Source organism: Klebsiella sp. CN_Kp066 (genome assembly GCF_040065135.1).
Classification (GTDB): Bacteria; Pseudomonadota; Gammaproteobacteria; order Enterobacterales; family Enterobacteriaceae; genus Klebsiella; species Klebsiella oxytoca.
This window is the reverse complement of the sequence record NZ_JBEAIU010000060.1, coordinates 39,451-63,448: the sequence shown is the minus strand read 5'-3', so window position 1 is coordinate 63,448 and position 23,998 is coordinate 39,451. Positions and strand designations below refer to the sequence as shown.

The following is a 23,998-nucleotide window of genomic DNA, read 5'->3' as shown; positions in this document are numbered from 1 at the left end:
CTGCCCGCAATGCGCCCTCCGCAATGCGGAGGGCAAACGGCAACCTTACTCGCCCTGCTGTTCGGCAGCCGGAGCTTCCGGCGCAGCCGCAGGCTGAGTTTGTTCAGTTGCTTCTTTGATGCTCAGACGGACACGGCCCTGACGGTCAACTTCCAGAACCTTAACCGGCACTTCCTGACCCATCTGCAGATAGTCGGTCACTTTCTCAACGCGCTTGTCGGCGATCTGAGAGATGTGAACCAGCCCCTCTTTACCGCCGCCAATGGCAACGAATGCGCCAAAGTCAACGATGCGGGTCACTTTACCGTTATAGATACGGCCAACTTCGATCTCAGCGGTGATCTCTTCGATACGACGAATCGCGTGCTGCGCTTTGTCGCCATCGGTTGCTGCGATTTTGACGGTACCGTCATCTTCGATTTCGATAGTGGTGCCGGTTTCTTCGGTAAGCGCGCGAATAACGGAGCCGCCTTTACCGATAACGTCTTTAATTTTGTCCGGGCTGATCTTGATCGTGTGAATACGCGGTGCGAACTCAGAGATATCGCCGCGCGGCGCGTTAATCGCCTGTTCCATCACGCCCAGGATGTGCAGACGCGCACCCTTAGCCTGGTTCAGAGCAACCTGCATGATCTCTTTGGTGATACCTTCAATTTTGATATCCATCTGCAGAGCAGAGATACCTTCACGGGAACCCGCAACTTTGAAGTCCATATCGCCCAGGTGATCTTCATCGCCCAGAATGTCAGACAGTACGACGAAGTTGTCGCCTTCTTTCACCAGACCCATTGCGATACCCGCAACGGCGGCTTTCACCGGCACACCTGCGTCCATCAGCGCCAGAGAAGCGCCACAAACGGAAGCCATGGAGGAGGAACCGTTCGATTCGGTGATTTCAGAAACCACGCGTACGGTGTACGGGAACTCTTCGATAGTCGGCATCACGGCCAGTACGCCGCGCTTAGCCAGACGACCGTGACCGATTTCACGACGCTTCGGAGAGCCGACCATTCCCGTTTCGCCTACGGAGTACGGAGGGAAGTTATAGTGGAATAGGAAGGAGTCGGTACGCTCGCCCATCAGCTCATCGATGTTCTGCGCGTCACGTGCGGTGCCCAGGGTCGCGGTAACCAGCGCCTGAGTTTCACCACGGGTAAACAGTGCTGAACCGTGGGTACGCGGCAGAACGCCGGTACGAACGTCCAGACCACGAATCATATCTTTTTCACGACCATCAATACGCGGCTCACCGGCCAGTACGCGGCTACGCACCACGTTTTTCTCGATTGCGTGCAGGATTTCGCCCAGTTCGTTAGCGTCCAGGGTTTCATCTTCCGCAACCAGGGTCGCGATAGTTTCGGATTTGATCACGTCAACCTGAGCATAACGCTCCTGTTTGTCGGTGATACGGTACGCATCGCTCAGGCGAGATTCAGCCAGCGCAGCGACACGCGCGTTCAGCGCGGCATCAACCACTTCCGGCTGCCAGTCCCAACGCGGTTTACCGGCTTCTTTCACCAGGTCGTTGATGTTCTGAATAACAACCTGCTGCTGGTCGTGACCAAACACGACCGCGCCCAGCATCTGGTCTTCGCTCAGCAGTTCAGCTTCGGATTCAACCATCAGTACTGCGGCTTCGGTACCCGCAACAACCAGATCCAGTTTGCTGGACTTCAGCTCTTCCTGGGTCGGGTTCAGCACGTACTGGTCATTAATATAACCCACGCGCGCGGCGCCAATTGGGCCGTTAAACGGAATACCGGACAGAGACAGCGCAGCGGAAGCGCCGATCATCGCGACGATATCCGGGTTAACCTGTGGGTTAACGGAAACGACGGTCGCAATAACCTGAACTTCGTTAACGAAGCCTTCCGGGAACAGCGGGCGAACCGGGCGGTCAATCAGACGCGCAATCAGGGTTTCGCCTTCGCTCGGACGGCCTTCACGACGGAAGAAACCACCCGGGATTTTACCAGCAGCGTAAGTACGCTCCTGATAGTTAACGGTCAGCGGGAAGAAATCCTGGCCTGGCTTCGCTTTTTTCTGGCCGACTACGGTAACGAATACCGCGGTGTCATCCATGCTAACCATAACGGCGGCAGTTGCCTGGCGCGCCATCATGCCGGTCTCCAGCGTTACGGTATGTTGGCCGTACTGGAATTTACGAACGATCGGATTAAGCAAAATTCTATCCTTTTATCTATAGATGATGTCAAATCCACGATAAGACATCGTATGACCCGATCTTCTGCATCCTCGCGACTAATGACAACCTTTACCCGCCCCTGCGAGTCAAGCCTCTCATTAGCCGCGCGAACCTCTGCATGAAGATCATTAATAGCAACAATACATGAGTTTTTAATGAATTGCTGCCGCCCGGTCGAAAAAAGGGGCCGTGAGGCCCCTTCTTCTGAAACTCGCAGAATTAGCGACGCAGACCCAGACGCTCGATCAGCGAAGAGTAACGTGCAACATCTTTACGTTTCAGGTAGTCGAGCAGTTTACGACGCTGAGATACCATGCGCAGCAGACCACGACGGCTGTGGTGATCTTTTTTGTGCTCTGCAAAGTGACCCTGCAGGTGGTTGATCTGTGCAGTCAGCAGTGCAACCTGAACTTCAGTAGAACCGCTGTCGTTTTCGCCACGACCGAACTCAGAAACGATTTTTGCTTTAGCTTCAACGCTTAGAGACATTTTCGAACTCCAAAATTAAAAGAAAGAAAGGGTGCCGATCTCTAATTCAGCAACCCCTGATATAACGCTCGCAAATGTTAAAACACTTTGGCGGACGTTAAGCGGCGATATTCTACTCGCAGCAGCCTTTTATCGCAAGGAAAGCGCTCAGGCAGGGTATTCAACCACCAGACGACGAGGCGCCACGCGGCCTTCATCATCGATTTCCCCCATGCCAAGAAACTTCTCGTCATCACCTTCGGTGACGCGAACCAGCCCCTGCAGCGGCGCACCCGATGTCCGCACCGGATTACCGTTTTTAAAGTAGATGGCGGAGGTTTCCGGAATATTCACCAGCGGGTAATCCGAAGCCGGGCTGTCCATCGGCATCAACAGCGGGTCCAACAGCTGGGCTGCGGGAATATCCTGCGCATTGGCTTGTTCAACCAGCGCCTGCAGCTGCTCCAGCGTCACCATCCGTTCGACGGGATATTTACTGACCGCCAGGCGACGCAGGAAAGTGACGTGCGCGCCGCATCCAAGCTTCTCGCCTAAATCATCAATAATCGTGCGAATGTAGGTGCCTTTGGAGCAATGAATTTCCAGCTCAAGCTCCGTCCCCTCATGGCGGATAAACAGCAGCTCGTAAACCGTAATCGGCCGGGATTCACGCGGTACTTCAATCCCCTGACGGGCATATTCGTACAGTTTTTTCCCCTGGTATTTCAGCGCCGAATACATCGACGGCACCTGCTGGGTTTCACCACGAAAGCCATCGAGCGCGGCTGCCAGCTGCTCAGGACTAAAAGTCAGCGGACGTTCTTCCACCACCTGGCCGTCGGCATCAGAGGTATCGGTGCGCTGGCCAAGTTTAGCAATCACGCGGTAGCGCTTGTCAGAATCAAGCAGATACTGGGAAAACTTTGTCGCTTCCCCGAGGCAAATCGGCAACATGCCGGTCGCCAGCGGATCCAGCGCTCCCGTATGCCCTGCCCGGTTAGCATTATAAAGTCGTTTAACTTTCTGCAGCACGTCGTTGCTGGATGCGCCTTGCGGTTTATCCAGCAACAGTACGCCGTGCACGTCGCGACCGCGACGACGAGGACGACTCATTAGTCCTCCTTACTGTCGTCCGGGTTCACACGACGCTCATCGTCATGTTTCACCACGCTGGTCACCAGGTTCGACATGCGCATTCCTTCGACTAATGAATTGTCGTAGAAGAAGGTCAGTTCCGGCACGATACGCAGGCGCATTGCTTTGCCCAGCAGCGAGCGAATAAAACCAGACGCTTCCTGCAAAGCCTTGATGCCCGCTTTCACGGCGGCTTCGTCTTTGTCGTTCAGGAAGGTCACAAACACTTTGGCATAGGCCAGGTCGCGGGACATCTCGACGCCTGAAACCGTGGTCATCATGCCCAGACGCGGGTCTTTAATTTCGCGCTGCAGGATGATTGCGATCTCTTTTTGCATCTCCTGAGCCACGCGCTGCGGGCGACCAAATTCTTTCGCCATAATAAATTCTCCAGACAAATAAGGGGGCCACGCGGCCCCCTTTAATTTTGTATAACCGGGTGGCGCTGCGCTTCCCCGGCCTACTAAACGATTAATCGATGGTACGTTGAATCTCGATGATTTCGAACACTTCGATCATATCGCCAACGCGAACGTCGTTGTAGTTCTTAACGCCGATACCACACTCCATGCCGTTACGAACTTCGTTAACGTCATCTTTGAAGCGGCGCAGGGATTCCAGCTCGCCTTCATAGATAACCACGTTGTCGCGCAGTACGCGGATTGGGTTATGACGCTTAATCGTACCTTCAGTAACCATACAGCCTGCGATGGCGCCGAATTTCGGCGATTTGAACACATCACGGACTTCGGCCAGACCAATGATCTGCTGTTTCAGTTCCGGAGACAGCATGCCGCTCATCGCTGCTTTCACTTCGTCGATCAGATGATAGATGACGGAGTAGTAGCGCAGATCCAGGCTTTCCGCGTCGATAACTTTACGTGCGGATGCATCAGCACGAACGTTAAAGCCAACCAGAATCGCGTTGGAGGCAGCGGCCAGGGTTGCGTCGGTTTCGGTGATACCACCTACGCCGGAACCGATAATCTTCACTTTCACTTCGTCAGTAGACAGTTTCAGCAAGGAGTCGGAGATCGCTTCCACAGAACCCTGCACGTCCGCTTTGAGGACGATGTTCACTTCGTGAACTTCGCCTTCGGTCATGTTGGCGAACATGTTCTCAAGTTTAGATTTCTGCTGACGAGCCAGCTTAACTTCACGGAATTTACCCTGACGATACAGCGCAACTTCACGTGCTTTCTTCTCGTCACGAACGACGGTCACTTCGTCACCGGCAGCCGGTACGCCTGACAGGCCGAGGATTTCCACCGGAATGGATGGACCCGCTTCCAGCACTTCCTGACCCAGTTCGTTACGCATCGCACGAACGCGACCATATTCGAAACCGCACAGGACGATGTCACCCTTGTGCAGCGTACCTTCGCGTACCAGAACGGTAGCAACCGGACCACGACCTTTATCCAGGAAGGATTCGATAACCGCGCCGCTCGCCATACCTTTACGAACCGCTTTCAGCTCCAGAACTTCAGCCTGCAGCAGGATTGCGTCCAGCAGTTCGTCGATGCCGGTACCCGCTTTAGCAGACACGTGGACGAACTGGCTTTCACCGCCCCACTCTTCCGGCAGAATGCCGTACTGGGACAGTTCGTTTTTAACGCGATCCGGATCCGCTTCCGGCTTATCGATTTTGTTCACCGCAACCACGACCGGCACACCCGCCGCTTTCGCGTGCTGAATAGCTTCGATGGTCTGCGGCATCACGCCGTCGTCTGCCGCCACAACCAGAACCACGATATCCGTCGCCTGAGCACCACGAGCACGCATAGAGGTGAACGCGGCGTGGCCCGGGGTATCCAGGAAGGTGATCATACCGTTGTCGGTTTCGACGTGGTAAGCACCGATATGCTGGGTAATGCCGCCCGCTTCGCCAGAGGCCACTTTCGTTGAACGAATGTAGTCCAGCAGAGAGGTTTTACCGTGGTCAACGTGACCCATGATAGTCACAACCGGTGCGCGCGGTTCCGCCGCAGCGCCGGTGTCACGGTCGCTCATTACCGCTTCTTCCAGCTCGTTTTCACGACGCAGGATAACTTTGTGGCCCATCTCTTCGGCAACCAGCTGTGCGGTTTCCTGGTCGATGACCTGGTTAATCGTCGCCATAGCGCCCAGCTTCATCATCGCTTTGATGACCTGAGAACCTTTAACGGCCATCTTGTTGGCCAGATCGCCAACGGTGATGGTTTCACCGATGATAACATCACGGTTAACCGCCTGAGCCGGCTTCTGGAAGCCTTGCTGCAGAGCCGAACCCTTACGATGTTTACCACCTTTACCGCCGCGAACGGCCGCACGGGCTTCTTCACGATCGGCTTTCGATTCAGCGTGTTTGTTGCCTTTCTTAGCCGGACGCGCTGCTTTCGCATTACGTCCACGGCCGCGACCGCCTTCAACTTCACGATCGTTATCGTCTTCAGCCTGACGCGCATGCTGAGAAGTTGTTACGTGATAGTCAGTGGTCTCTTCAGGCGTTTCTGGCGCTTCAGTCCAGTTCTTTTCGTTTTCTTGAGCCATACGGCGTGCTTCTTCCGCTACACGGCGCGCTTCTTCTTCAAGTTTGCGGCGTGCTTCTTCTTCCGATTTGCGCTTCAGCTCCGCAGCTTCGTTTTCGCGGCGTTGCTTTTCAGCCTGGGCGGTTTTGGTCATATCGTCGGTTTGTTGATTGCTCACTTTGTCTTTTTCCGCGGCTTCACGTTTCGCTTTATCGGCGAGTTCACGTTTCGCTTGTTCTGCGGCCTCACGTTCAGCTTTTAATTGCGCCTCGCGTTTGGCAGCTTCTTCTGCCTCACGACGGGCTTGCTCTTCCGCTTCACGCTGCGCCTGCTCTTCCGCGGCAAGGCGTTCGGCCTCTTGCGGATCGCGTTTCACAAAGGTGCGTTTCTTGCGGACTTCGATTTGTACCGACTTACTCTTTCCACCGGTACCCGGAATATTTAACGTGCTGCGCGTTTTGCGCTGCAGCGTCAGCTTGTCGGGCGCTGAGCCGTGTTCACGGTTCAGGTGCGTCAACAAGGTTTGCTTCTCTTGCGCGGTCACAGAATCATCAGCCGATTTGCGGATCCCTGCATCAGCAAATTGCTGTATCAGGCGATCCACAGAGGTCTGAATCTCTGAGGCCAGCGCTTTAATGGTCACATCTGTCATGCTGTTCCTTCCTGCTACAGTTTATTACGCTTCGTCGCCGAACCAACAAATATTACGAGCGGCCATGATAAGTTCTCCGGCTTTCTCGTCGGTCAAGCCTTCGATATCAGCCAGATCATCAATGCCCTGCTCGGCGAGATCTTCCAGCGTACAAACACCACGGGCGGCCAGGGTGAATGCCAGGGTGCGATCCATACCTTCCAGATTCAACAGATCGTCGGCAGGTTTGCTGTCTCCCAGGCTCTCTTCTTTGGCCAGCGCCAGCGTGGTCAGCGCGTTTTTCGCCCGCTCACGAAGTGCTTCAACGGTCGGTTCATCCAGACCGTCAATTTCCAGCAGTTCTTTCATTGGCACATAGGCCAGCTCTTCCAGAGTGGCGAAACCTTCTTCAACCAGCAGCGTGGCGAAATCTTCATCAATATCAAGATATTTAGTGAAGGTATCAATCGCTGCATGGGCTTCAGCCTGATGCTTAGCCTGGAGGTCATCAACGGTCATGACGTTCAGTTCCCAGCCGCTCAGCTGAGACGCCAGACGGACGTTCTGACCGTTACGGCCAATGGCCTGCGCCAGGTTGCCCGCTTCGACTGCGATATCCATGGTGTGCTTGTCTTCATCTACCACGATAGAGGCGACGTCAGCCGGAGCCATGGCGTTAATGACAAATTGCGCCGGGTTATCGTCCCACAGCACGATATCAATACGCTCGCCGCCCAGTTCAGTCGAGACTGCCTGAACGCGCGCGCCGCGCATACCGACGCAGGCACCCACCGGATCGATGCGCTTATCGTTGGTTTTAACCGCGATTTTAGCACGAGAGCCAGGATCGCGAGCCGCCGCTTTAATTTCGAGAACTTCTTCACCAATTTCCGGAACTTCAATGCGGAACAGTTCAATCAGCATTTCCGGCTTGGAACGCGTCACGAACAGCTGCGCGCCACGCGCTTCCGGACGGACTGCGTACAGTACGCCGCGGATACGGTCACCCGGACGGAAGTTTTCACGCGGCAGCATGTCTTCACGCAGGATCACGGCTTCAGCGTTGTTGCCCAGATCCAGCGTAATGTTGTCGCGATTCACTTTCTTCACTACGCCCGTGATAATTTCACCTTCGTGCTCACGGAACTGATCAACGACCATTGCGCGTTCGGCTTCACGTACTTTTTGTACGATAACCTGCTTCGCAGTCTGCGTAGTGATACGGTCAAAGGTGACAGATTCAATCTGGTCTTCGACGTAATCGCCAGGATTCATGCTTTCATCTTCGAAACGCGCAGCTTCCAGCGTGATTTCGCGCGTCGGCTGGGTGACTTCTTCCACAACCAGCCAGCGACGGAATGTGTCGAAATCACCGCTTTTACGATCGATTTCTACGCGAACGTCGATCTCTTGTTCATATTTTTTCTTAGTAGCCGTTGCTAACGCACTTTCCAACGCTTCGAAAATTTTCTCACGCGGCAGCGCCTTTTCGTTGGAAACGGCTTCAACAACAGCCAAAATTTCTTTGTTCATCGGGGCCTTTCACCTCAATCCAGACTGTTAAAAGTGGGGAACCAGGTTCGCCTTCTGGATGTTACTCAGCGCGAACACTTCATCTTTGCCTTCGACGGTTACCGTGATCATCTCACCGTCTACCGCTTTGATAAGGCCCTGCCATTTGCGTCGGTTCTGTACCGCCATGCGCAAAACCAGCGAAACTTCTTCGCCGATGAAACGCTCATAGTGTTCGGCGGTAAACATAGGACGATCGAGACCAGGGGAAGAAACTTCCAGGTTATAAGCGACTGTAATCGGGTCTTCTACGTCCATAACAGCACTGACCTGGTGACTCACATCAGCACAATCATCAACATTGATGCCATCTTCACTATCAATATAGATGCGCAGTGTGGATGTGCGACCGCGAATAAATTCGATGCCGACCAGCTCAAAGCCAAGCGCTTCAACTGGCGCTGTGAGCATCTCTGTTAATTTTTGCTCTAATGTGGACAAACCCACCCCCAAGACATAAAAAAAGGGCGTATAGCCCAGTTATTCTGAAGTCAGATAACAAAAAACCCCGATAAATCGGGGCTTTAGATAACTGAACCCTGAGATCGCAACTGCGATCTGGAACACTTTCCAGAAGAATTCTTTCAAATTCGTCTACGAAGGACCCGGTCCTCACAGTATATTTGAAAAAGTACTTAATGGGAAAGTGGTTGCGGGGGCCGGATTTGAACCGACGACCTTCGGGTTATGAGCCCGACGAGCTACCAGGCTGCTCCACCCCGCGCCTGAAACGTGGCATATTTTACTCGTTTTGAGCAAAAGACGCAAATACTGCTGGGATTTGGTACCGAGAGACGGGACATAAAATCGTAGTGAATTGTATTGATACTTCATATATTTTGTCAACATGAATTTCACATAGCGGGTTTCGGTTCGTGCTGGTATTTCAGGGTTTTTTGGTAAAAAGCGGTTTCGCCTCTTCCTGTCACCAGCAAAAGATGATTAAATGAAAACTCACAATTAATGCATAAAAATGCAATAAAGATTGTTGAGTCAAACTCACCACAGTCTCTCTAGCAGGGTTTTATTTTATGACGACGATTCTCAAGCATCTCCCGGTAGGACAACGTATTGGTATTGCTTTTTCTGGTGGGCTGGATACCAGCGCCGCGCTGCTGTGGATGCGTAAAAAGGGAGCAGTCCCTTATGCATATACCGCTAACCTGGGACAGCCAGACGAAGACGATTACGAAGCCATTCCTCGTCGTGCCAAAGAGTATGGTGCTGAAGGAGCTCGTCTGATCGACTGCCGTAAGCAGCTGGTTGCGGAAGGTATTGCTGCAATCCAGTGCGGCGCGTTTCATAACACCACCGGCGGGTTGACCTACTTTAATACCACTCCGCTGGGCCGCGCAGTGACCGGTACTATGCTGGTTGCCGCGATGAAAGAAGACGGCGTTAACATCTGGGGCGACGGCAGTACCTATAAAGGCAACGATATCGAACGTTTCTATCGTTACGGCCTGCTGACCAACGCAGAGCTGAAAATTTACAAACCGTGGCTGGATAGCGACTTTATCGACGAGTTAGGCGGCCGCCAGGAAATGTCAGAATTTATGATTTCCTGCGGGTTTGACTATAAAATGTCCGTTGAAAAAGCCTACTCAACCGACTCCAATATGCTGGGAGCTACGCACGAGGCTAAAGATCTTGAGTTCCTGAACTCCAGCGTCAAGATTGTGAACCCGATTATGGGCGTGAAGTTCTGGGATGAAAGCGTCAAAATTCCTGCGGAAGAAGTCACCGTCCGCTTTGAACAAGGCCACCCGGTTGCGCTGAATGGACAGACCTTTAGCGATGACGTTGAGCTGATGCTGGAAGCTAATCGCATCGGCGGCCGCCATGGACTCGGCATGAGCGATCAGATCGAAAACCGTATCATCGAAGCGAAGAGCCGCGGCATTTATGAAGCCCCCGGGATGGCGCTGCTGCATATTGCCTATGAGCGTCTGCTGACCGGTATTCATAATGAAGATACCATCGAACAATATCACGCACACGGTCGTCAGCTGGGTCGTCTGCTGTATCAGGGGCGCTGGTTCGACTCACAGGCTCTGATGCTGCGCGACGGCCTGCAGCGCTGGGTGGCCAGCCAAATCACCGGCGAAGTGACCCTTGAACTGCGTCGCGGCAACGACTATTCCATCCTGAATACCGTGTCAGATAATCTGACCTATAAAGCAGAACGCCTGACCATGGAAAAAGGCGACTCAATGTTCTCCGCTGAGGACCGTATCGGCCAGCTGACAATGCGCAATCTGGATATCACCGATACCCGCGATAAGCTGTTTGGCTACGCTCAGTCCGGACTGCTGACCGCCTCTTCCGCCACCGGCTTGCCGCAGGTGGAAAACCTGGAAAATAAAGCTAAGTAACATCCCTGAGAAAACAGTAAAGGCCGCGCAAGCGGCCTTTTTTATGCTGTGAAATCCCGCCCCCAACTGAAGAGGAATATCAGCCGCTTATGCGACTGCGCACTTTTCTCTGGACGAAAAAAAGACGCTTTTCAGCGTCTTTTTTCAGGAAATTGGTACCGAGGATGGGACTCGAACCCACAAGCCCGTTAGGGCACTACCACCTCAAGGTAGCGTGTCTACCAATTCCACCACCTCGGTACGGATACTACTTATCAGTGCGGGATGTCGCTGCTCGGCTGTGCCGGAGCTGTCGGCTGAGTTTGCTCGGTTTTCGGAGCGCTCAGGTTATCCCACTCACTTCCTTTGTTGGTCTTGTTGCTGTTGATATTGCCCAGCGCCAGACTGATGATGAAGAACAGCGCAGCCAGGATACCAGTCATGCGAGTCATGAAGTTACCAGAACCGCTGGATCCAAACAGAGTGCCGGAAGCGCCTGCTCCGAAGGAGGCTCCCATATCAGCGCCTTTACCTTGCTGCAGCATAATCAGACCAACAAGGCCAATTGCCACAATAAGGAAAACAACTAAAAGAGCTTCGTACATAATCAACCTGTTCCTTGCGGATTCGCCGCATACCAAGTGCTTCGACCAATAAAGCGGTACGTATTAACGTTTCCCACTGAAGCGGGTGTGAATACTAACCAAAGCGAATGACCTTCGCAAGGGCAATTTCAACGCATTGTATCAAGTGCGGAAAAAAACAGCAAAAAGCGATTTTTTGTCGATTAAAAAGGCGGCAAGCGTCGCCTTTTTAATTACTTAGCCAGACAAATTACACGCTTTTTACGGCATCAGCGATACGATGGGCGAACTCGTGCACCTTTTCTTCATGCTCGCCTTCCACCATAACGCGAATCAGCGGCTCGGTGCCTGATTTACGCAGCAGTACGCGGCCACGATTGCCCAGCTCGGCCTCCACTTCTGCCGTGACCGCTTTTACATGTTCATGTTCCAGCGGGTTACCGCTACCTTCGGTAAAGCGGACATTAACCAGCAGCTGCGGGAACATTTTCATTCCGCTACACAGATCGTGCAGGCTCATATGGTTACGCACCATCGCCGCCACCACCTGCAGGCTGGCGACAATCCCATCCCCCGTGGTGGTTTTGTCCAGCAGGATCACATGGCCGGAGTTTTCGGCACCGATGCGCCAGCCTTTCTCCTGCAGTTTTTCCAGCACATAACGGTCACCTACCTTCGCGCGAACGAAAGGAATACCCAGCTGTTTGAGCGCCAGTTCAAGCCCCATGTTGCTCATGAGCGTCCCGACGGCGCCGCCACGCAGTTGCCCCTGGCGCAGACCCTCGCGAGCTATGATGTAGAGGATCTGATCACCGTCGACTTTATTGCCTTCATGGTCCACCATTATGACCCGATCGCCATCGCCATCGTAGGCAATACCCAGGTCGGCTTTTTCCTCCAGCACGCGCGCCTGCAGAGCACGAACATCCGTCGCTCCGACTTCTTCATTGATGTTGAGTCCATCAGGCTCACAGCCCATGGCGATCACCTGAGCGCCCAGCTCGCGGAAAACACTCGGGGCGATATGGTAAGTCGCGCCGTGAGCGCAATCGACCACCACTTTCAAGGAGTTGAGGCTCAGCTCGTTCGGAAAGGTGCCTTTGCAAAACTCGATATAGCGACCAGCCGCGTCGACGATACGGCTGGCTTTGCCCAGCTCGGCGGAATCAACGCAGGTCAGCTCTTTCTCCATTTCGGCTTCAATGGCTTCTTCAACTTCATCCGGGAGCTTAGTCCCTTCGATAGAGAAGAATTTAATACCGTTATCATAGAACGGATTATGCGAAGCGGAGATCACAATTCCGGCCTCCGCGCGGAAGGTTCGCGTCAGATAGGCAATTGCCGGCGTTGGCATTGGGCCGGTGAAAGAAGCGGATAACCCTGCGGCAGCCAGGCCAGCCTCCAGAGCGGACTCCAGCATATAGCCTGAAATACGGGTATCTTTACCGATAATAATCTTGCGCGAACCGTGGCGCGCCAGCACCTTTCCAGCCGCCCAGCCCAGCTTTAAGACAAATTCTGGCGTTATTGGCGCATCGCCTACGCGGCCACGGATACCATCAGTACCAAAATATTTGCGGTTACTCATAACGTTTATTTTCCTTAGCGGCCAGGGTAGCTTCCACCACACGCAGCGCTTCTACCGTTTCTTTGACATCATGGACGCGAATAATCTGCGCGCCCTGCATTGCAGCAATGACTGCGCAAGCCAGGCTGCCATTCAGGCGTTCTTTCGGCCCGACATTAAGCAACTGGCCTACCATCGACTTACGCGACATACCGACCAGTAGCGGAAGACCGAAATGATGGAACTCGCTGAGTCGGGCAAGCAGTTCATAATTATGGGAAAGATTTTTACCGAAACCGAATCCCGGGTCGAGCAGCAATTTATCTTTTGCGATACCGGCCCGCTCGCAGCGCACAATATGTTCGACAAAAAAGCGTTCAACGTCAGCAAAGACATCCGCGTATTTAGGGGCATCCTGCATGGTCTTGGGCTGGCCCTGCATATGCATCAGGCACACCGGCAAGCCGGTTTCCGCCGCAGCCTCCAGCGCTCCCGGTTCGGTTAACGAACGGATATCATTGATGATATGCGCCCCCACGCGCGCTGATTCACGAATCACCTCCGGTTTAGAGGTATCAACGGAGATCCACACTTCGAAGCGCTGGGCAATGGCTTCTACCGTCGGAATGACTCGAGCAAGCTCTTCCTCAACGCTGACATCTGCGGCCCCCGGGCGCGTCGATTCCCCACCGATATCAATAATAGTCGCTCCGGCATTAATCATCAGATTGGCATGTTTAACGGCTTCTACCAGCGTATTGTGAGTCCCGCCGTCAGAGAACGAATCCGGGGTGACGTTAAGAATTCCCATTACATGGGGGTGGGAGAGATCGAGGGTTGAACCCTGGGCTTCAAGTTTCATCGCTATGTCCCTGAGTCAGAGAAAGATTGAAAAAGAAAAACCCCGGAGCAAACGCCCTGGGGTTTTAAAAGTACAACAGCATCAATGACGGCTAACTTATTTGTCGCCCAGCTGTTCTGACATGGTATTACCCGGGTTTGGCGTACGCGGTTCATCAACCGGACGCGGCGCACGAGGCGTGCCGTTATTGTCAGAATTGTTGGACGAACCCGGTTCTTCCCAGCCAGCTGGCGGGCGAACATCGCGGCGAGCCATCAGGTCATCAATCTGCGGAGCATCGATGGTCTCATATTTCATGAGCGCATCTTTCATCGCGTGCAGGATGTCCATGTTATCGTTCAGAAGCTGGCGTGCACGATTGTAGTTACGCTCAATCAGTGACTTCACTTCCTGGTCGATGATACGAGCCGTTTCATCGGACATATGTTTCGCTTTCGCGACGCTGCGGCCAAGGAAAACTTCGCCTTCTTCTTCGGCATACAGCAGCGGGCCGAGTTTGTCAGAGAAGCCCCACTGGGTCACCATGTTACGCGCCAGGTTAGTCGCGACTTTAATGTCGTTAGACGCACCGGTAGAAACATGCTCTACGCCGTAGATAATTTCTTCAGCCAGACGACCGCCGTACAGGGTCGAAATCTGACTTTCCAGCTTCTGACGGCTGGCGCTGATAGCGTCGCCTTCAGGCAGGAAGAAGGTAACACCGAGCGCACGACCGCGCGGAATAATTGTCACTTTGTGCACCGGATCGTGTTCCGGCACCAGGCGACCGATAATCGCATGACCCGCTTCGTGGTACGCGGTGGACTCTTTCTGCGCTTCCGTCATCACCATGGAGCGACGTTCCGCACCCATCATGATTTTGTCTTTCGCTTTCTCGAACTCAACCATCGAGACCACGCGCTTGTTGCCACGAGCGGCAAACAGCGCAGCTTCGTTTACCAGGTTCGCGAGGTCAGCACCGGAGAAGCCTGGCGTACCGCGGGCGATAATTGCCGCATCGATATCCGGCGCCAGCGGTACGCGACGCATATGCACTTTCAGGATCTGTTCACGACCGCGAACATCCGGCAGACCAACAACAACCTGACGGTCAAAGCGGCCCGGACGCAGCAGCGCAGGGTCAAGAACGTCCGGACGGTTGGTCGCCGCGATAACGATGATACCTTCGTTACCCTCAAAACCATCCATCTCAACCAGCATCTGGTTCAGCGTCTGCTCACGTTCATCGTGACCGCCGCCTAAGCCCGCGCCACGCTGGCGGCCTACGGCGTCGATTTCATCGATAAAGATGATGCACGGTGCCGCTTTCTTGGCCTGTTCGAACATGTCGCGCACGCGAGATGCGCCAACGCCCACGAACATTTCAACGAAGTCAGAACCTGAAATTGTAAAGAATGGAACCTTCGCTTCGCCTGCAATGGCCTTGGCCAGCAGGGTTTTACCGGTACCCGGAGGGCCGACCATCAGGACGCCTTTCGGGATCTTGCCGCCCAGCTTCTGGAAACGGCTCGGTTCACGCAGGTATTCAACCAGTTCACCGACTTCTTCTTTCGCTTCGTCACAACCGGCGACGTCGGCAAAAGTGGTTTTGATCTGGTCTTCCGTCAGCATGCGCGCCTTGCTCTTACCGAACGACATGGCGCCTTTGCCACCGCCGCCCTGCATCTGACGCATGAAGAAGATCCAGACGCCGATAAGAAGCAGCATCGGGAACCAGGAAATGAAGATAGAAGCCAGCAGGCTTGGCTCTTCCGGCGGTTCGCCAACCACTTTGACGTTTTTCGTCAACAGGTTATCAAGCAGCTTCGGATCGTTAACCGGAATGTAAGTCGTGTAACGGTTACTATCTTTCTTGGTAACGTTGATCTCACGTCCGTTGATACGCGCTTCGCGAACCTGGTCCTGATTGACCTCTTGCAGGAAGGTTGAATAATCTACCTTTCGGCCATTCGACTCGCTGGGCCCAAAGCTCTGGAAAACTGACATCAGCACAACGGCAATGACCAGCCAGAGTATTAGGTTTTTCGCCATGTCACTCAAGGGATTAACCTCTTATTACAACTGTGTTAAAAACAGCGTCAGGATACTCTATATCCCGCGTCTTTCAAACTTTCGTTTGAAATCTGCCGGCTATGGTTTACGCCCGGTCGCTACAATATACACTTCACGCGAACGGGCGCGAGAAGAGTCCGGCTTACGAACTTTGACCTTCGTAAACAGGGAGCGAATCTCTCTTAGATACTCATCGAAGCCTTCGCCCTGGAACACCTTCACTACAAAACTACCACCTGGCGCTAATACATCTCGAGCCATTCCAAGCGCCAGCTCCACCAGATACATGGCCCGGGGAATATCCACCGCCGGTGTTCCACACATATTTGGCGCCATATCGGACATGACAACTTGTACTTTACTGTCACCTACACGCTCAAGTAACGCTTTCAGGACTAATTCATCACGAAAGTCGCCCTGAAGGAAGTCCACACCAACGATTGGATCCATAGGTAAAAGATCGCAAGCAATGATGCGGCCGCTGTTACCGATCTGCGTAACCGCGTATTGCGACCAGCCACCGGGTGCAGCGCCGAGGTCAACTATCGTCATCCCCGGTTTAAAAATCTTGTCACTTTGCTGTATTTCATCAAGTTTAAACCAGGCACGGGAACGTAACCCCTTTTTCTGTGCCTGCTGAACATATTTATCGCTAAAGTGTTCCTGAAGCCAACGACTTGAGCTGGCAGAACGCTTTTTACCTGTCATTTAACATTCCCATTTCGGGTTCATCGTACTTCGCGACGTAAAAATCGACGCGGTAGTTTGGCGATATATGGGAGATGGCGGTAGAATGAACCGTTTTCAATCCCAACGTAAGCAAAAAAATACGATGAATCTGAGTACTAAACAAAAACAGCACCTGAAAGGTCTGGCACATCCGCTCAAGCCGGTAGTTATGCTTGGCAACAATGGTTTGACCGAAGGGGTACTGGCCGAGATTGAACAAGCGTTAGAGCACCATGAACTTATCAAGGTGAAGATCGCCTCGGAAGATCGCGAAACTAAAACCTTGATCGTGGAAGCTATCGTGCGCGAAACCGGCGCCTGTAATGTACAGGTCATCGGTAAAACGCTGGTTCTGTACCGCCCGACTAAAGAGCGTAAAATCTCGCTGCCACGCTAAGAATATCCTGGTTATCGACACAACTTTGTGTAAATCGAGGGTTTTCTGCGGGTAGACGAGCAAAATGCCATGCTCCGGACGTTGATAAAAGGCCGCTACGCGGCCTTTTTCCTTTCTTTACAATCCATCAACATCGTAGCGTTAAATTCGGATTAAAGGTACTCAACCTTGATAATTTCGAATTCAACTTCGCCGCCCGGTGTACGGATGACGACAACATCATCCTGTTCTTTACCGATTAAACCACGCGCAATCGGTGAGTTTACAGAGATCAGATTTTGCTTAAAATCGGCCTCGTCATCGCCGACGATACGATAAGTTTGCTCTTCATCGGTATCAAGATTCAGAACGCTGACTGTGGAACCAAAAATCACTCGGCCATTGTTAGGCATTTTGGTGATATCGATGACCTGCGCGTTAGACAGCTTCGCCTCGATATCCTTGATGCGTCCTTCACAGAAACCCTGCTGTTCGCGGGCAGCGTGATACTCAGCATTTTCTTTCAGATCGCCGTGCTCGCGCGCCTCAGCGATAGCCGCGATGATTTCAGGACGACGTACGGACTTCAGGAAATCCAGTTCTTCGCGCAGTTTTTCAGCGCCACGTAAGGTCATCGGAATAGCTTGCATTTGTTATACCTCTTTATCGATCCTTCATGGAGCAGACGCCGCTGCTCCGCAGCCGGTCAAGTCTTGAGCATGGCCGGAGCAAAAGAAAACCGACCCGGAAAGCGATCCCCAGGCCAGCAGCAATTTTCAATTTGATACGTATTTTAACCCGAAGTTCATTATGGGTCATCGTTTACTTTACAGGGCGTTGCACCGTAGTATGACGGACTGGTTTCAGGTTGTTAGCGCGAGATTATGCGATTTCCCAGATTTATCATCGGATTGACTGCCGGTATAGCGATTAGCGCTCATGCGGCGAATATTGACGAGTACATCAATCAGCTTCCTGCGGGCGCAAACCTTGCCTTTATGGCGCAGAAGGTAGGCTCCCCGACGCCGGAGATAGACTACCATAGCCAGCAGATGGCGCTACCCGCCAGCACCCAAAAAGTGATCACCGCGCTGGCCGCGCTGCTGCAGCTGGGTCCGGATTTCCGCTTCACCACGACGCTGGAAACGAAAGGCAGCCTCAGCGGTGGCATCCTGAAAGGAGACCTGATTGCGCGCTTTGGCGGCGACCCTACCCTCAAGCGCCAGGATATTCGTAATATGGTTGCCACGCTGAAGAAAGCAGGCGTCCAGCGAATTGAAGGCAATGTTCTGATCGATACCTCCATTTTCGCCAGTCATGATAAAGCGCCAGGCTGGCCATGGAACGATATGACGCAGTGCTTTAGCGCACCTCCGGCGGCGGCGATTGTCGATCGAAACTGTTTCTCCATCTCGCTTTATAGCGCGCAAAAGCCGGGCGATTTGGCGTTTATCCGCGTGGCGTCTTACTACCCGGTGACCATGTTCAGCCAGGTGCGCACCCTCGCTCGCGGCTCTTCTGAAGCACAGTACTGTGAGCTGGACGTGGTTCCCGGCGATCTCAACCGTTACACCCTGACCGGCTGTCTACCGCAGCGCAGCGAGCCGCTGCCGCTGGCTTTTGCCATTCAGGATGGCGCCAGCTATGCCGGCGCGATTCTGAAAGCGGAGCTGACCGACGCCGATATCACCTGGAGCGGTACGCTGCTGCGTCAGACCCTGGCAAACGAGCCGGGTACCGTACTGGCGAGTACGCAATCTGCGCCGCTGCACGATTTGCTGCGTATAATGCTGAAAAAATCGGACAACATGATCGCCGATACGGTGTTTCGCACCATTGGCCATGCTCGCTTCGGCGTGCCGGGAACCTGGCGAGCCGGATCCGATGCCGTACGGCAGATCCTGCGTCAGCAGGCCGGTGTCGATCTCGGGAATACAATCATTGCCGATGGCTCAGGCCTGTCGCGCCATAACCTGATCGCGCCAGCGACGATGATGCAGGTGCTACAGTACATCGCCCAGCATGATAACGCGCTCAACTTTATCTCGATGCTGCCCCTGGCTGGCCACGATGGCTCTCTGCAATACCGCGCGGGTCTGCATCAGGCAGGCGTTGACGGCAAAGTTTCGGCGAAAACGGGCTCACTGCAGGGGGTGTATAACCTGGCTGGATTCATTACCACGGCCAGCGGGCAGAAGATGGCGTTCGTGCAGTATTTATCAGGCTACGCCGTGCCTCCGGCCGACCAGCGTAACCGACGTATTCCGCTGGTGCGCTTCGAAAGCCGCTTGTATAAAGACCTGTATCAGAATAATTAAGCAAAAGGGCCGCATCTTCTGCGGCCCTTTTAGTTTACCCGGAATTAACGTTTATAGATGAATTCGACACCTTCTTCGTCGTCTTCGTCCCAATCGTCATCCCAGTCTTCATCATCTTCCACTTCAGCTTCTTCAAGCTGCTGACGGTGGTAGTCATCCCACATAAACTCGACTTTTTCTGCGGGCTTCGCTTCTTCCGCATGCACTATCGGGTTTTCGATGATAAAGGTCATGACATCCCAGCACAGGTCTTTTACGCCCTGCTGGCTGGCGGCGGAAATCAGATAGAACTTATCTTCCCAGCCCAGCGCTTGCGCGATGGCTTTCGCTTTCTCTTCAGCCTCAGCTTTATCCATCAGGTCAATCTTGTTAAAGACCAGCCAGCGCGGCTTAGAAGCCAGTTTCTCACTGTATTTTTCCAGCTCGCCGATGATGATCCGCGCGTTCTCAACCGGATCGGAACCGTCAATCGGCTCGATATCGATGAGATGCAGCAGTACGCGGCAGCGCTCCAGGTGCTTCAGGAAGCGAATGCCGAGGCCTGCACCTTCAGCTGCGCCTTCAATCAGCCCTGGGATGTCGGCCACCACGAAGCTCTTCTCGTTGTCCATACGCACCACGCCGAGGCTCGGTACCAGCGTAGTGAACGGGTAGTCAGCAACTTTAGGCTTCGCCGCGGAAACGGCGCGAATGAAGGTCGATTTACCCGCATTAGGCATCCCCAGCATTCCGACATCCGCCAGCAGCATCAGCTCCAGCTGCAGATCGCGCTTATCGCCCGGCGTCCCCATCGTCTTTTGGCGCGGAGTACGGTTAACGGACGATTTGAAACGGGTGTTGCCGAGACCGTGCCAGCCGCCTTTGGCGACCATCAGGCGCTGACCATGTTTGGTCATATCACCCATCGTCTCGCCGGTGCCCTGGTCAATCACGCGGGTCCCTACCGGCACTTTCACCGTCACGTCTTTACCGCGTTTGCCGGTACAATCGCGGCTCTGGCCGTTCTGCCCGCGTTCGGCGCGGAAAGACTTCTCAAAACGGTAGTCGATCAGGGTATTCAGGTTTTCGTCCGCCTCGAGCCAGACATCACCGCCGTCGCCGCCGTCGCCGCCGTCGGGGCCGCCTTTCGGGATATATTTTTCGCGGCGGAAGCTAACGCAACCATTGCCGCCATCACCTGCTACGACCAGGATCGTTGCTTCATCAACAAACTTCATTTTACTCTCCGTAAATCATTCGCCTGAGCGGGGGAGCGGCACAACCGCTTCTCGCTTACGCCACCGTCCCCAAAGACGGTGGCCGACGGCGGAATACATCGCGCCCGCAACCACGACAAACGCACCGAGATAACCCATCAGGTTCAACAGCGGTCTGGCGAAAACGTCGGGCCAGGCCAGTGATAATAAATCTGAAAATAGCAGCGTAAATAACGGCGTTAAGGTAATCAACGCGCTCACCTGCGCCGCCTGCCAGCGCGCCATGGCTTCCGCCAGCGCACCGTAGCCCACCAGGGTATTGAGCCCGCAAAAAACCAGACAGGCCAGCTGCCAGTCGCTTAATGCCAGCACCTGTGAAGGCGTTGCTAATGGCAATAGCGATATCGTACATAAAGTGTACAGCAAAAAAAGGATTTGCTGCGATGCCAGACGGCGTAATAACACCTTTTGCGCGACGCCGTAGCTCACCCACACCGTCGCGGCGCCTACGCCGAAAATTACCCCCCATGTGTAGTCCGTCAGGCGGGTAAAAATCTCAATCAGGCTGGTGTTAAAAAACATCACCAGACCGCTCACCAGCATTAGCGCTCCCGCAACCTGGGTGCCGCGCATTTTCTCTTTAAGGATAAAAACGCTGGCCACCATCATGCCGACCGGGGACAGCTGGCCAATCACCTGAGAAGCGGTGGGGCTGAGATATTGCAAGGAAGAGCTAAACAGAATGAAGTTACCGAACAAACCACCCGTCGCAATGACCAGCAGTATCAACCAGCGCGGCTTGCGAAAAATACGCAGCGGAGGCAGTTTTCTTTTCATGGCCAGAATGGCGCCGAGACCAATACTTGCCATCAAAAAGCGGTAAAACACCACCGTCGGCGGTTCCATCACTTCAAGAACCTGCTTCATTGCGATCGGCAAAGCGCCCCAACACATCGCCGTGGTGAGCGCTAAAATAATGCCGATGCCGGCCTGCTGCTTCATGCCCGTTTTCCCTGCAGAAAATTTTCCGGGTTTTCAATGTAAAAAGCCCCGCAACACGTTGCGGGGCTTTAATCCGTTACCGGACCACGAAAAACTTACTCAGCAACGATGCTGATGTATTTACGGTTGTTCGGGCCTTTAACTTCGAATTTCACTTTACCGTCTGCTTTAGCAAACAGAGTGTGGTCACGACCGCAACCTACGTTAGTGCCAGCGTGGAATTTGGTACCACGTTGACGAACGATGATGCTACCCGCCAGAACGGATTCGCCACCGAAACGCTTAACGCCCAGGCGTTTAGCTTCTGAATCGCGACCGTTACGAGTTGAGCCGCCAGCCTTTTTATGTGCCATTTAAATCTCTCCTCAGGTCTTAGGCGCTGATGCCAGTAATTTTCACATCAGTGAACCACTGACGATGGCCCTGCTGCTTACGGTAGTGTTTACGACGACGAAACTTAACGATTTTAACTTTCTCGCCACGACCGTGTGCAACAACTTCAGCTTTAATTACGCCGCCCTCAACGAAAGGAACGCCGATTTTAATTTCTTCACCGTTTGCGATCATCAGCACTTCAGCGAACTCAACAGCTTCGCCAGTTGCGATGTCCAGCTTTTCCAGGCGAATGGTTTGACCTTCGCTTACTCGGTGTTGTTTACCACCACTTTGGAAAACCGCGTACATATAGAACTCCGCTTCCGCGCACCTCTTCGTATGATTCAGAGTGCGCTATAAATATTCACAATAGGGCGCGAATATTACGCAAAACGCGAGCCTTTGACAAGAGCGATCAGCGATCAACGCAGAAAAAAAACACAACTTTCACTCCAGCGTTTATCTACGGCAATTTTTCAGTACAATCACATCTTCTTTTAATTCTGTCTTAATCCTTCTGTGATCCTATTCGGATACGCGATAACAGGACATTTGGCCCGGCTTTTGCGATGAATTTAGAAAAAATCAATGAGTTAACCGCGCAGGATATGGCGGGCGTCAATGCGACAATTCTTGAGCAACTCGACTCTGATGTTCAGCTTATCAATCAGTTAGGCTATTACATTGTTAGCGGAGGCGGTAAACGCATTCGTCCGATGATCGCCGTACTGGCCGCGCGTGCCGTTGGATATCAGGGCAACGCTCATGTCGCCATTGCCGCGCTGATCGAATTTATCCACACCGCCACCCTGCTGCATGATGATGTCGTCGATGAGTCTGATATGCGCCGCGGAAAAGCCACAGCAAACGCCGCTTTTGGTAATGCCGCTAGCGTGCTGGTTGGTGATTTCATCTACACCCGCGCCTTTCAGATGATGACCAGCCTTGGCTCGCTGAGAGTTCTGGAAGTGATGTCGGAAGCCGTTAACGTTATCGCTGAAGGCGAAGTGCTGCAGTTGATGAACGTCAACGATCCGGACATTACCGAAGAAAACTACATGCGGGTTATTTACAGCAAGACTGCCCGTCTGTTTGAAGCCGCAGCCCAGTGCTCCGGTATTCTGGCCGACTGTACCGCGGAACAAGAAAAAGCGTTACAGGATTACGGACGCTATCTGGGGACCGCTTTCCAGCTGATCGATGATTTGCTGGACTACAGTTCAGACGGCGAGCGACTCGGTAAAAACGTCGGTGACGATCTGAATGAAGGCAAACCTACCCTTCCGCTGCTGCACGCGATGCGGCACGGCAACGCCGAACAATCCGCCATGATCCGCGGAGCGATTGAACAGGGTAACGGTCGTCATCTTCTTGAAGCCGTGCTGGAAACCATGGCCACCTGTGGTTCGCTTGAATGGACCCAAAAACGCGCGGAGGAAGAAGCTGATAAAGCTATTGCCGCGCTTCAGGTCCTTCCCGATTCTCCATGGCGGGAAGCGCTAATTGGCCTCGCCCACATCGCTGTACAGCGCGATCATTAATTCCCGCCCTCCTTTCCCGCGTCAATCGCGGGAAAGTTCCAATAAACTCCTGTAAACTCAAAAGCTGCTTTATTTCTTGATATATTCCTAATATCCCATCCATTAAAAGAACTTGTTAGAACATTACTGGAACTCAAGGTATAGTCATTTTGTCGCCCATTAAGGACGAACGGAATGTTTAATACCAGGAGAATTTATGGATAAGTTCATCGACTGGCATCCGGCGGATATTATTGCCGGATTACGCAAAAAAGGGACGTCGCTGGCAGCTGAATCGCGGCGTAATGGTTTAAGTTCTTCAACGCTTGCCAACGCGTTGACTCGTCCCTGGCCCAAAGGCGAGCTGATTATTGCGAATGCGCTGGAAACCGATCCGTGGGTGATATGGCCATCGCGCTATCACGATCCCCATACCCATCAGTTTATCGACAGAACGCAGATGATGCGTCAGAGGAAGAATAACAAGTAAAGCGAGGTTGCAGAGAACAGCCCCCGGACCAACGTCAGAGGGCTGCTGCTAC

At 53.3% G+C, this 23,998-nt stretch carries 22 protein-coding genes and 2 tRNA genes; 5 read left to right on the top strand and 19 right to left on the bottom strand.

Annotated features, from left to right (window positions below; all coding sequences use genetic code 11):
* Positions 1 to 45: 45 nt before the first annotated feature.
* The 8 genes from pnp to ABLV75_RS26545 all read right to left on the bottom strand — a co-directional run bounded on the left by pnp (position 46) and on the right by ABLV75_RS26545 (position 9,245).
* Positions 46 to 2,184: a polyribonucleotide nucleotidyltransferase gene (pnp, locus tag ABLV75_RS26580; RefSeq protein WP_004106089.1), complete on the bottom strand. Its 2,139-nt coding sequence runs from the start codon at positions 2,182 to 2,184 to the stop codon at positions 46 to 48.
* A 241-nt stretch (positions 2,185 to 2,425) separates the two neighbouring features.
* Positions 2,426 to 2,695: a 30S ribosomal protein S15 gene (rpsO, locus tag ABLV75_RS26575; RefSeq protein ID WP_004106090.1), complete on the bottom strand. Its 270-nt coding sequence runs from the start codon at positions 2,693 to 2,695 to the stop codon at positions 2,426 to 2,428.
* Between the two features lie 147 nt (positions 2,696 to 2,842).
* Positions 2,843 to 3,787, bottom strand: a complete 945-nt coding sequence (gene truB / locus ABLV75_RS26570) for a tRNA pseudouridine(55) synthase TruB (protein ID WP_004106091.1) — start codon at positions 3,785 to 3,787, stop codon at positions 2,843 to 2,845.
* Positions 3,787 to 4,188: a 30S ribosome-binding factor RbfA gene (rbfA, locus tag ABLV75_RS26565; RefSeq protein WP_004106092.1), complete on the bottom strand. Its 402-nt coding sequence runs from the start codon at positions 4,186 to 4,188 to the stop codon at positions 3,787 to 3,789. The genes truB and rbfA overlap by 1 nt, the downstream gene beginning before the upstream one ends.
* A gap of 91 nt (positions 4,189 to 4,279) precedes the next feature.
* Positions 4,280 to 6,970: a translation initiation factor IF-2 gene (infB, locus tag ABLV75_RS26560; RefSeq protein WP_004106093.1), complete on the bottom strand. Its 2,691-nt coding sequence runs from the start codon at positions 6,968 to 6,970 to the stop codon at positions 4,280 to 4,282.
* Positions 6,971 to 6,994: 24 nt separating this feature from the next.
* Entirely contained in the window at positions 6,995 to 8,482 is a 1,488-nt protein-coding gene (gene nusA, locus ABLV75_RS26555) for a transcription termination factor NusA (protein ID WP_004106094.1), read from the bottom strand.
* 27 nt (positions 8,483 to 8,509) lie between these two features.
* Complete coding sequence (gene rimP / locus ABLV75_RS26550; RefSeq protein WP_004125659.1) at positions 8,510 to 8,962, bottom strand: ribosome maturation factor RimP; 453 nt, start codon at positions 8,960 to 8,962, stop codon at positions 8,510 to 8,512.
* 206 nt (positions 8,963 to 9,168) lie between these two features.
* A tRNA-Met gene (locus ABLV75_RS26545) sits at positions 9,169 to 9,245 on the bottom strand.
* 307 nt (positions 9,246 to 9,552) lie between these two features.
* Here ABLV75_RS26545 and argG point away from each other — a divergent pair.
* A complete protein-coding gene (gene argG / locus ABLV75_RS26540; protein WP_004106101.1) occupies positions 9,553 to 10,896 on the top strand; it encodes an argininosuccinate synthase in 1,344 nt (447 codons plus the stop codon).
* Between the two features lie 153 nt (positions 10,897 to 11,049).
* On the opposite strand, the gene ABLV75_RS26535 is transcribed toward argG, so the two are convergent.
* The 6 genes from ABLV75_RS26535 to rlmE form a co-directional block, all read right to left on the bottom strand.
* A tRNA-Leu gene (locus ABLV75_RS26535) sits at positions 11,050 to 11,136 on the bottom strand.
* 14 nt (positions 11,137 to 11,150) lie between these two features.
* Entirely contained in the window at positions 11,151 to 11,480 is a 330-nt protein-coding gene (secG, locus tag ABLV75_RS26530) for a preprotein translocase subunit SecG (protein ID WP_004106103.1), read from the bottom strand.
* Between the two features lie 229 nt (positions 11,481 to 11,709).
* The gene (glmM, locus tag ABLV75_RS26525) at positions 11,710 to 13,047 is read right to left on the bottom strand and encodes a phosphoglucosamine mutase (RefSeq protein WP_004106105.1); all 1,338 of its coding nucleotides are present in this window, start codon (positions 13,045 to 13,047) and stop codon (positions 11,710 to 11,712) included.
* A complete protein-coding gene (gene folP / locus ABLV75_RS26520) occupies positions 13,040 to 13,888 on the bottom strand; it encodes a dihydropteroate synthase (RefSeq protein ID WP_004106106.1) in 849 nt (282 codons plus the stop codon). The genes glmM and folP overlap by 8 nt, the downstream gene beginning before the upstream one ends.
* A 96-nt stretch (positions 13,889 to 13,984) precedes the next feature.
* On the bottom strand, positions 13,985 to 15,919 hold the full coding sequence (ftsH, locus tag ABLV75_RS26515; protein WP_004854549.1) for an ATP-dependent zinc metalloprotease FtsH: 1,935 nt from the start codon (positions 15,917 to 15,919) through the stop codon (positions 13,985 to 13,987).
* A gap of 99 nt (positions 15,920 to 16,018) precedes the next feature.
* Entirely contained in the window at positions 16,019 to 16,648 is a 630-nt protein-coding gene (rlmE, locus tag ABLV75_RS26510) for a 23S rRNA (uridine(2552)-2'-O)-methyltransferase RlmE (protein WP_004106110.1), read from the bottom strand.
* Between the two features lie 124 nt (positions 16,649 to 16,772).
* On the opposite strand from rlmE, the gene yhbY reads away from it, so the two are divergent.
* Entirely contained in the window at positions 16,773 to 17,066 is a 294-nt protein-coding gene (gene yhbY / locus ABLV75_RS26505) for a ribosome assembly RNA-binding protein YhbY (protein WP_004139797.1), read from the top strand.
* 152 nt (positions 17,067 to 17,218) lie between these two features.
* Here the strand turns inward: yhbY and greA are convergent, their stop codons facing one another.
* Entirely contained in the window at positions 17,219 to 17,695 is a 477-nt protein-coding gene (gene greA, locus ABLV75_RS26500; protein WP_004106115.1) for a transcription elongation factor GreA, read from the bottom strand.
* A gap of 234 nt (positions 17,696 to 17,929) precedes the next feature.
* Here greA and dacB point away from each other — a divergent pair, with 234 nt between their 5' ends.
* The gene (gene dacB / locus ABLV75_RS26495) at positions 17,930 to 19,363 is read left to right on the top strand and encodes a serine-type D-Ala-D-Ala carboxypeptidase (protein WP_004106117.1); all 1,434 of its coding nucleotides are present in this window, start codon (positions 17,930 to 17,932) and stop codon (positions 19,361 to 19,363) included.
* A 44-nt stretch (positions 19,364 to 19,407) separates the two neighbouring features.
* Here the strand turns inward: dacB and cgtA are convergent, their stop codons facing one another.
* From cgtA to rplU, 4 genes are all read right to left on the bottom strand, one after another.
* Entirely contained in the window at positions 19,408 to 20,580 is a 1,173-nt protein-coding gene (gene cgtA / locus ABLV75_RS26490; protein WP_004106119.1) for an Obg family GTPase CgtA, read from the bottom strand.
* A gap of 15 nt (positions 20,581 to 20,595) precedes the next feature.
* The gene (locus ABLV75_RS26485) at positions 20,596 to 21,561 is read right to left on the bottom strand and encodes a DMT family transporter (RefSeq protein ID WP_004106120.1); all 966 of its coding nucleotides are present in this window, start codon (positions 21,559 to 21,561) and stop codon (positions 20,596 to 20,598) included.
* Between the two features lie 95 nt (positions 21,562 to 21,656).
* Positions 21,657 to 21,914: a 50S ribosomal protein L27 gene (gene rpmA, locus ABLV75_RS26480; protein WP_003861831.1), complete on the bottom strand. Its 258-nt coding sequence runs from the start codon at positions 21,912 to 21,914 to the stop codon at positions 21,657 to 21,659.
* Between the two features lie 19 nt (positions 21,915 to 21,933).
* Positions 21,934 to 22,245, bottom strand: coding sequence for a 50S ribosomal protein L21 (gene rplU, locus ABLV75_RS26475; protein ID WP_004106123.1), 312 nt, complete (start codon positions 22,243 to 22,245; stop codon positions 21,934 to 21,936).
* A 260-nt stretch (positions 22,246 to 22,505) separates the two neighbouring features.
* Here rplU and ispB point away from each other — a divergent pair, with 260 nt between their 5' ends.
* Together ispB and sfsB are read left to right on the top strand one after the other, a co-directional pair.
* On the top strand, positions 22,506 to 23,477 hold the full coding sequence (gene ispB, locus ABLV75_RS26470) for an octaprenyl diphosphate synthase (RefSeq protein ID WP_004106125.1): 972 nt from the start codon (positions 22,506 to 22,508) through the stop codon (positions 23,475 to 23,477).
* Between the two features lie 196 nt (positions 23,478 to 23,673).
* The gene (sfsB, locus tag ABLV75_RS26465) at positions 23,674 to 23,946 is read left to right on the top strand and encodes a DNA-binding transcriptional regulator SfsB (RefSeq protein WP_004106127.1); all 273 of its coding nucleotides are present in this window, start codon (positions 23,674 to 23,676) and stop codon (positions 23,944 to 23,946) included.
* Positions 23,947 to 23,998 lie beyond the last annotated feature (52 nt).